The following is a 7,051-nucleotide window of genomic DNA, read 5'->3' on the forward strand; positions in this document are numbered from 1 at the left end:
GATTTATTGCTGCCGTGTGGTACTAGTACTTGGTAAGCTATTTCTGGGCAATTTTCAACTTCAATTCTTGTAGAAGTTCAGTGCTAATGGGTGATTTTGCCAAAATTGGATGTTTAATACCTCCCCAGATACTTCCAGTACGGGTACGATGGGAAACTAATATTTCAGGAATTTGACTAGAAATTAAAACCTGTGGTGATGCGAGTTGACCGAGCGATCGCGCTCTTTTGTAATGATACGATTCTGATAGAGCCAGATCCAGATGTTGAGCAATAATTTCTGGGCTTTGTGTTGCCGAATCTAGTAATAGAATATAGTGTGCAGGATCGGCAATGGGCATCAAGCTTTTAAAATTAGTTTCTTGCAAGTTCAGCAGAGTCAGAGCATTATTTACAAAGGTTTCTTGCAACTTTTCACCCACCAAATCGCTAATAGCTTGATGTCGTCCGAGAAACTCTAAACAGGGAGTGTGGCGATAGTAATGAGTTACCCGGATGCGATCGCCAATTCGATAACGATACAAACCCCCTTTTTGGGATAAAATAATCGTGTATTCCTTGCCAATGTTGAGTTCATGCAAACCATACAGGGAAGCAGTCTCATCCTCGAACTCAAAAAACACTTCATCCAGAACTGGAACACATCCTCCAGCTACAATCAAGGGAATCGTCATTGGCGCTTCGGTTGCTAGTAGTCCTTTACCTTGAACTAATACACCTGGAAATTGCGATCTTAATCCCTGAGCTTGATCTGCTGCGTTGGCGCTATCCCAGCAAGAAATCAGCTTCAAATTTGGCCAGAGTTGCATCCAGGGAATATTACTTTCGCACAGGTGTTGCAGCCGATGAGGTGAAATCCGGTTGTGTAATTCCGTTTGCAAGAAATCTTGATTTTCTTGAATATATTTTAAATGTACTTGCAGAAAACTAGGACTCCAAATAGAAATAATTTCTAGTTTTTCAGCCTCTAATAATGCCAAAGCTAGTTGATGTTTGAATAGGTTCGCGTCATGCAGCCGATTAAGTTTATTTGGCATCACCAACCAAGGACGTAAAAACCAACGCAACCAGCCATCTAAGTAATCTAAATCGTTCTGTAAACTTTGATTATCAGCTACATCTAATTGCGGCGAGATACAAGCATAAATCTTGCCTGTGGAAAATTTCGGCCCGTGTACAATCAAATCATGCGCCCATACGCAGAACATCTGATTAAACGATCGCCGCAAAGATTGAGTATAAGGAATCCATTTTATTGCCCCACTACTACCGGAGGTTTTTTCATAGAACAAAATAGGTTCTGGTGTGAGAGAAATTTGCTGCTGTTTCTGGTTTAACCAGGGTTCGAGTGCATCATAATCTACGATTGGTACACGCTGCCAATCATCTACAGAATGAATCCCCAAAGTTTTACCATACTCACTCTTGATTAGGTGATCGCAAATCTCCCTCTGTACAGATGTCTGCATTAACTTTGGGTTATCTAAAGCTTGATGAAATCGCCTCGCAGTTGGCGCGAGAATTTGCCCAAAAAGCTGAATAATCGGACGCATTATTGTACCTTTTGATTAGGATAAAGGTTGGTGGCTGCTGGTAAGTAAGAACCGTCATCAATGATTACACCGGGAGCAAGATTAGATCCGGCTCCCACAAAAACATTGCTGCCAATCTTGACTTTTTTGACATACAACATTAAATTTTGCTTGCGGGGTTTAATGATGTGAGAATAGATACCGACACCATGCCCGATAACGACGCGATCGCCAATTTCTAATAAACTGCGATCGGCAATCTCCAATCTTGTTGTCCAGTACACATCTCGCCCCACTTTAGCACCCCACAATCGCAACCAACAGGAAAATACCCCCGGAATCAGTCGCAGCAGTGCTTCCAACACCGGAATTGCAATATAAATTACCTGGATTTGATGACTACCCCACCAAGGACTATATTCTTCACCTAGCAGATAACTAATACCCTCGCGCACAGGATAAACCCATTCATGCAAGCGGTAAACTAGCACTGGTAGCCCATAAATAGAAAGAAGCACCGCCAGAATGCTGAAGATGTTGGGTGAATAGGCGAGGTAGACTATCGCTGCCCCAGTGAGCAATAATATAAAGGTGGGAAAAAACGAAAGAATTTTACTTAGAACTGTCATTAAAATGGGAATAAAAGTTTTTGGAACAAGTTTAATGAGCTAGGAATTCCGATTATAGATGGCAATTTTTCGCTTTCATAATATGTTCCATGTAACTTATCCCAAATTTTCAGATTAGCGCCATAGTTATAATTGTGGACTTCGCGGCAATGATGCCAAGCATGATCCTGTGGTAAGATTAGCCAAGAAGATAAAAATTGATAAAGCCTGGTATTTTGAGAAATTATCAAGTCGCTATGCCGCCATAAATCTAAGGCAGAAGTTAGACTTACTCCAAGTAAATAACCTGTGGGATCGGCTAACAAATATAAAAATAAAGTATGTACCCATAAATAAATAATTAACAAACTTGTCCAAACTGTGTTGCGAGAAGTTCCTAATACATCCATCTGAGTAACAGTATGATGAACTTGATGAACTTTCCACAACAATTTACTATGTAATAAACGATGATTCCAATAATATAAATAATCGATCAAAACAAAACTGATAATAAAACTTGGAAGTAATGGTACTTTTAAATATCCTTGTTTAGTGGGTAGTAAATATTGATATAGCCAATAAACTAAAGTCGCTTGTAGTAAGGGAATTAAAATTCCTTGAATAGTTAATCCGGCAACATCTATTAGCCAATCTTCACGAGTTTTAACTTTAAGTTGAGTTCGTCCAACCTGATTGATAATAGTCCAACCAACTAATCCGATAAAAGAACCAAAAATTAGTAGTTGTGAAAAGTTTTTTATTCCCACTTCTGATTACTCACACTGATATTAATTAATTACGAATTATTCTTAAACCCAAAATGTAACTTTTACTGATTGATTTGGCAATAAACGCGGATCTTCTCCACGAGATATAGCTGCCATAATTGACTCTACAAATATATGAATTGTGTCCGCAGGCGTATTATAAAATTGTGTCCCGTATTTAGCGATCGCTTCCCCCTGAATACCCAAAATTTCCACGTCTTGACGGATAATGTGTTGAGCAGTCCACCACACAAAGGGACGTGCTAACTTATTCCAGATACCATAGTTGTAGGTGACATCGGTGTAAACCAGAGTTGAATTATTGGTTTCTGGGATAGATTGACTGGTAATGAACAAATGGCGATTATGTGCCATCTTATACTCTACAGAGGTAATATTTGGCATATAAAAGCGATCACTATGTTTAATCTCTGCACCCTGCAAATTCAGAAAACGGCTATACCATCCCAAATTACTGTTTTCGTTGCGATATTCCACCAAAACCGAACCATTGCAGCGTTCAACAGTCATCTCTAACTTTTGTTGGCGGGAAGTACGGAAAACACCAGGATGAACAAAAGCCGTATGGGGAATATCAATAAAGTTTTCTGCACAATTAGTAACATTGTTAGCAAAACGGTTAATTACCCGTACCGTCTCCCATCCTGTTTGTCCGTAGTGAGGCATAGAAAATGGTTCAAAATCAACGCTATCACCTAACCGCACATAAACATAGCCATCCTGTTCTTTGGTAGCGTAACACTTGGCTCGACGCTGTGGGGAAGGTTTGAAATCATTTCCTTCGGCTGGAACAGCAATCACGTTCCCAACCGCGTCATATACCCAACCATGATAGGGACACTGTAAAGCACCGTCACAAATTTTACCTAATGATAGACGGCTATTGCGGTGTAAACAGCGATCGCGCAAAGCTACGGGTTGTCCATCTTCACCGCGAAATATCGCTAACCATTCTCCTAAAATGGTGCGTGATAATACTTTGTTAGGTTGTAACTGTTCGCTGAGTGCGACAATATACCAAAAGTCTGCGAATTGCATGGTGGGTGGGAGCGATCGTATTTAAATTATGGCAATGTCTTGAGTAGAACTGCATTGCTGTATCTATCGAATTGCAAAAGAGCTAATTTACAATTAAAAATGAGATAACCTGAGATAGAAAAATCATCATGAAATTACAACAATTGCAAAAGCAGGTATTAGAGTTACCAATTAGCGATCGCTGGACACTAGTGCAGATCCTTTTGGAGTCGCTACAGCAAGAAACTAGTTCTGAATTGAAAAAAGGCAACTTGTCCCGACTGCGAGGGATTGCAAAAAGTGTGGGAGTACCTGCGCTTTATCCAAACCAAGGATCTTGATAAAAGTCATCTTGAGTGGAGTACTCTGTGAGTGGATTGGGGTACGGTTATGCAAAGTTAGTTGTAAAGCGATTATATCTTGCCACATTTTGACGATAGCTATAGCTATATTAAAAAAAGCGATATAGAAGCGAGGGTTTATGTCTAAGGCAGTTAGTCCAAACAGTATCAATATGGCGGAAGATCAGATCGAAGAAAGAAGACAAGAAATCGACTATGATACTAGAGAATTTACGATCGAGATTATAGTCAACAAATATTTAGAGAAAGATGATGATGATCTCAGTGAGATTTATGTACCTGAGTATCAAAGAGAATTTGTATGGGATATTACCCGTCAATCTAAATTAATTGAATCCATTGTTCTTGGTTTGCCTATCCCTTTGCTCTTTGTCGCTGAGATAAAAGAAACTGGACGACTGGAAATTGTTGATGGTTCTCAGAGAGTTAGAACTCTTGCAGCTTTTATAAAGAACCAGTTGCGATTAACCAATCTAAGAACATTAAATTACCTCAACGGTTTCTACTTTAACGATTTTCCACCATCACGCCAAAGAAAGTTTAAGAATACTCCTATTAGAATGATCGTTCTTTCAGATAAAGCTGATGAAAGAGTGAGAAATGATATGTTTGATAGGATTAATACTAGCAGCCTCGATCTAACTCCTATGGAGACAAGAAAAGGGGTATATAGAGGTGATTTTATAGATTTTGTTTTTGAATGTTCCAAGACGAAAATACTTGTTGATCTATGCCCAATTTATAAATACTTCCAAAATAGAAATGAAGAAGCTGAACTAGTTCTAAGGTTTTTTGCTTTTTCGGAAACCTACCCAGAATTTATAATTGCTGATGTTAAAAATCATAACGATCTTGAAAGAACTGGGGTAGCCAGATTTCTTGATGAATATATTCTTTGGAAGAACAGGACTTTTACAAATGAAGAGAAAAAGCAAAAAATATATGATTTTAAAAGAATGTTGGATTTTATAGTAAAGACTTTTCCAAGTGGATTTAAGAAATATCAGGATTCTGATGCGACTTCACGTCCTTACTTTGAAGCTATTTCAGTTGGCTCTTATCTAGCTCTCAAACAAAAGCCTGATTTAGTTGTTAAAAATTTGTGGAAATCATCAGATAAGAATAATCAGAGCAATTCTTTCCGCATTCCGATAGGTCGCTACCAAACCCATAAGCCTGAGAATATGCGACAAAGAATTGATTATGTTAAGGAAAAGCTTCTAAATCACAGCCTATGAAAGAGTTTTTAAGAGACTTTCACAGGCGAGTAGCCGAAATCGATAAGTATTTTGATTTAGTAGATAAAATTGAACAACTTGGAGCATTCTCTACAAGTTCAATAATTTTTCCGTCGGGTGAGTACGTGGTTGATAGCGATCTTCAAAAAATCCTGAAGTCTCATTGTTACTTGCTATTATATAACCTAATTGAATCCTCTGTTAAAAATGGGATAGCTGCAATTCATGATTCGATATTAGTTGACAAGTTGACTTATAAAGAGCTAAACCAAAAAATAAAGAAATTATGGTTACTAAACGATCAAAGTAAAAGTTTCAGAGACTCCTATATCAAAAAGGAAACTGTGGCAGATAATCTTTATGAAGCAATCAGAGCAGTTTTAGATGATGAGATACTTACGTTAGATCCAACTAACATTCCAATCTCAGGAAATTTAGATGCTAAAACTATCAAAGGAATCATAGATATGTATGGTTTTTATGGAAATCTAGGAGTTCCTGACAAAGAGATAGATGAACTTCTCAATTTTGCAGTCAAGATACGATGTGATTTAGCACATGGAAATGTTTCATTTTGTGATGCATCAAATCAAATAACTTGGAGCAAGTTGATCAATGATAAAAATAAATTAGTTAAATACCTAACTCATCTGCTGCAAAATATTGACGATTACATTGACAAGAAAAAATACAAGCTATAGCAGTTTACAATGAGTCGGTTAACAAGTTTCATCAGCAATGTGTACGTCAACGAACAGCCCATTGTAGGCATCACTTCCTTATTCAAACGTTCTGGTTGTGCAAACCACCATAACCAACACTGCGTATCTAGCAAAAGTTTTACTCCTCACCGCCCTCAAAAGCTGCCAACATCTCATCCGTTAAAGGAGCGTTAAAGTCCTCTGGCACTAGAAAACACCCTTTATCCTGTCCTAAACTATCGCGGCGATTTGATAAGGTGCGAAACGGAACCAATTTGGCAACAGGAATGCCTCCGTCAGAAATAATGATTTCTTCTCCATGTTCTACCCGCAACAAAAGCTGTGACAGATTCGTTTCAGCTTGATGGATATTTACAGTTTCCGTGATTTTATTCCACTAAGTCTTTAAACTGAGTATTTAATCACCTCCACTATCACAACTACCATCCCCATCAGATCCGCCACTATCGCAACTGCTTGAGTCATTACTACTTCCGTCGCCATAACTTGCAGCATCTAAAGAATTCCAACTAGTATCTGTGTCATGAGAGTAGTAGCTAGAATTAGTTATATTTGTTTTGTAGGAACTCTTTTGATCCAATAAAATATTTAAAAGATAGGGTAGCAAGAACGCACCAATAAAACCTAGTGATATGACGATGAAAATAATCATGGGAAAAAAGCGATCAAGGTGCATAGCTTTTATTTTTTGGTGATGTTTTTAAATTATTCAGCAAAAAGTAAGTCTTACAGCAGATTTGAGGTAAATGAGGCACACTAAATATTAGTGCATCAAGAATTAC

Annotated in this window: 9 protein-coding genes; 3 read left to right on the top strand and 6 right to left on the bottom strand. The window is 38.1% G+C overall.

Annotated elements, in window-relative coordinates:
* Positions 1-37: 37 nt before the first annotated feature.
* From RMY27_RS21065 to RMY27_RS21080, 4 genes are read right to left on the bottom strand one after another with little or no spacing between them, the layout of a single operon-like run.
* A complete protein-coding gene (locus RMY27_RS21065) occupies positions 38-1,552 on the bottom strand; it encodes a GH3 family domain-containing protein (RefSeq protein WP_322666448.1) in 1,515 nt (504 codons plus the stop codon).
* Positions 1,552-2,160 (bottom strand): DapH/DapD/GlmU-related protein, encoded by a 609-nt coding sequence (locus RMY27_RS21070; protein ID WP_322666450.1) that lies wholly within the window; start codon positions 2,158-2,160, stop codon positions 1,552-1,554. The genes RMY27_RS21065 and RMY27_RS21070 overlap by 1 nt, the downstream gene beginning before the upstream one ends.
* A complete protein-coding gene (locus RMY27_RS21075) occupies positions 2,160-2,909 on the bottom strand; it encodes a sterol desaturase family protein (RefSeq protein WP_322666452.1) in 750 nt (249 codons plus the stop codon). Before RMY27_RS21075 ends, RMY27_RS21070 begins: the two co-directional genes overlap by 1 nt.
* Before the next feature lie 42 nt (positions 2,910-2,951).
* Complete coding sequence (locus RMY27_RS21080) at positions 2,952-3,968, bottom strand: aromatic ring-hydroxylating dioxygenase subunit alpha (RefSeq protein ID WP_322666455.1); 1,017 nt, start codon at positions 3,966-3,968, stop codon at positions 2,952-2,954.
* Positions 3,969-4,096: 128 nt separating this feature from the next.
* On the opposite strand from RMY27_RS21080, the gene RMY27_RS21085 reads away from it, so the two are divergent.
* From RMY27_RS21085 to RMY27_RS21095, 3 genes are all read left to right on the top strand, one after another.
* The gene (locus RMY27_RS21085; RefSeq protein ID WP_322666457.1) at positions 4,097-4,288 is read left to right on the top strand and encodes a hypothetical protein; all 192 of its coding nucleotides are present in this window, start codon (positions 4,097-4,099) and stop codon (positions 4,286-4,288) included.
* A 140-nt stretch (positions 4,289-4,428) separates the two neighbouring features.
* Positions 4,429-5,547 carry a DUF262 domain-containing protein gene (locus RMY27_RS21090; RefSeq protein WP_322666459.1) on the top strand — a complete coding sequence of 373 codons (1,119 nt, stop codon included), beginning with the start codon at positions 4,429-4,431 and terminating at the stop codon, positions 5,545-5,547.
* Entirely contained in the window at positions 5,544-6,248 is a 705-nt protein-coding gene (locus tag RMY27_RS21095) for an MAE_28990/MAE_18760 family HEPN-like nuclease (RefSeq protein ID WP_322666460.1), read from the top strand. The genes RMY27_RS21090 and RMY27_RS21095 overlap by 4 nt, the downstream gene beginning before the upstream one ends.
* Positions 6,249-6,387: 139 nt before the next feature.
* Here the strand turns inward: RMY27_RS21095 and RMY27_RS21100 are convergent, their stop codons facing one another.
* Both RMY27_RS21100 and RMY27_RS21105 read right to left on the bottom strand, forming a co-directional pair.
* On the bottom strand, positions 6,388-6,636 hold the full coding sequence (locus RMY27_RS21100; protein ID WP_322666470.1) for a type II toxin-antitoxin system Phd/YefM family antitoxin: 249 nt from the start codon (positions 6,634-6,636) through the stop codon (positions 6,388-6,390).
* Between the two features lie 30 nt (positions 6,637-6,666).
* Positions 6,667-6,945 carry a hypothetical protein gene (locus tag RMY27_RS21105; protein WP_322666462.1) on the bottom strand — a complete coding sequence of 93 codons (279 nt, stop codon included), beginning with the start codon at positions 6,943-6,945 and terminating at the stop codon, positions 6,667-6,669.
* Positions 6,946-7,051 lie beyond the last annotated feature (106 nt).

It is taken from the genome of Nostoc sp. DedQUE09 (assembly GCF_034530915.1).
Lineage (GTDB): Bacteria > Cyanobacteriota > Cyanobacteriia > Cyanobacteriales > Nostocaceae > Nostoc.

Excerpts from the sequence above, each read along its gene's own strand:
- RMY27_RS21090 (WP_322666459.1), top strand. The coding sequence starts at position 4,429 with ATGTCTAAGGCAGTTAGTCCAAACAGTATCAATATGGCGGAAGATCAG.
- RMY27_RS21105 (WP_322666462.1), bottom strand. The coding sequence starts at position 6,945 with ATGCACCTTGATCGCTTTTTTCCCATGATTATTTTCATCGTCATATCA.
- RMY27_RS21080 (WP_322666455.1), bottom strand. The coding sequence starts at position 3,968 with ATGCAATTCGCAGACTTTTGGTATATTGTCGCACTCAGCGAACAGTTA.
- RMY27_RS21065 (WP_322666448.1), bottom strand. The coding sequence starts at position 1,552 with ATGCGTCCGATTATTCAGCTTTTTGGGCAAATTCTCGCGCCAACTGCG.
- RMY27_RS21070 (WP_322666450.1), bottom strand. The coding sequence starts at position 2,160 with ATGACAGTTCTAAGTAAAATTCTTTCGTTTTTTCCCACCTTTATATTA.
- RMY27_RS21095 (WP_322666460.1), top strand. The coding sequence starts at position 5,544 with ATGAAAGAGTTTTTAAGAGACTTTCACAGGCGAGTAGCCGAAATCGAT.
- RMY27_RS21085 (WP_322666457.1), top strand. The coding sequence starts at position 4,097 with ATGAAATTACAACAATTGCAAAAGCAGGTATTAGAGTTACCAATTAGC.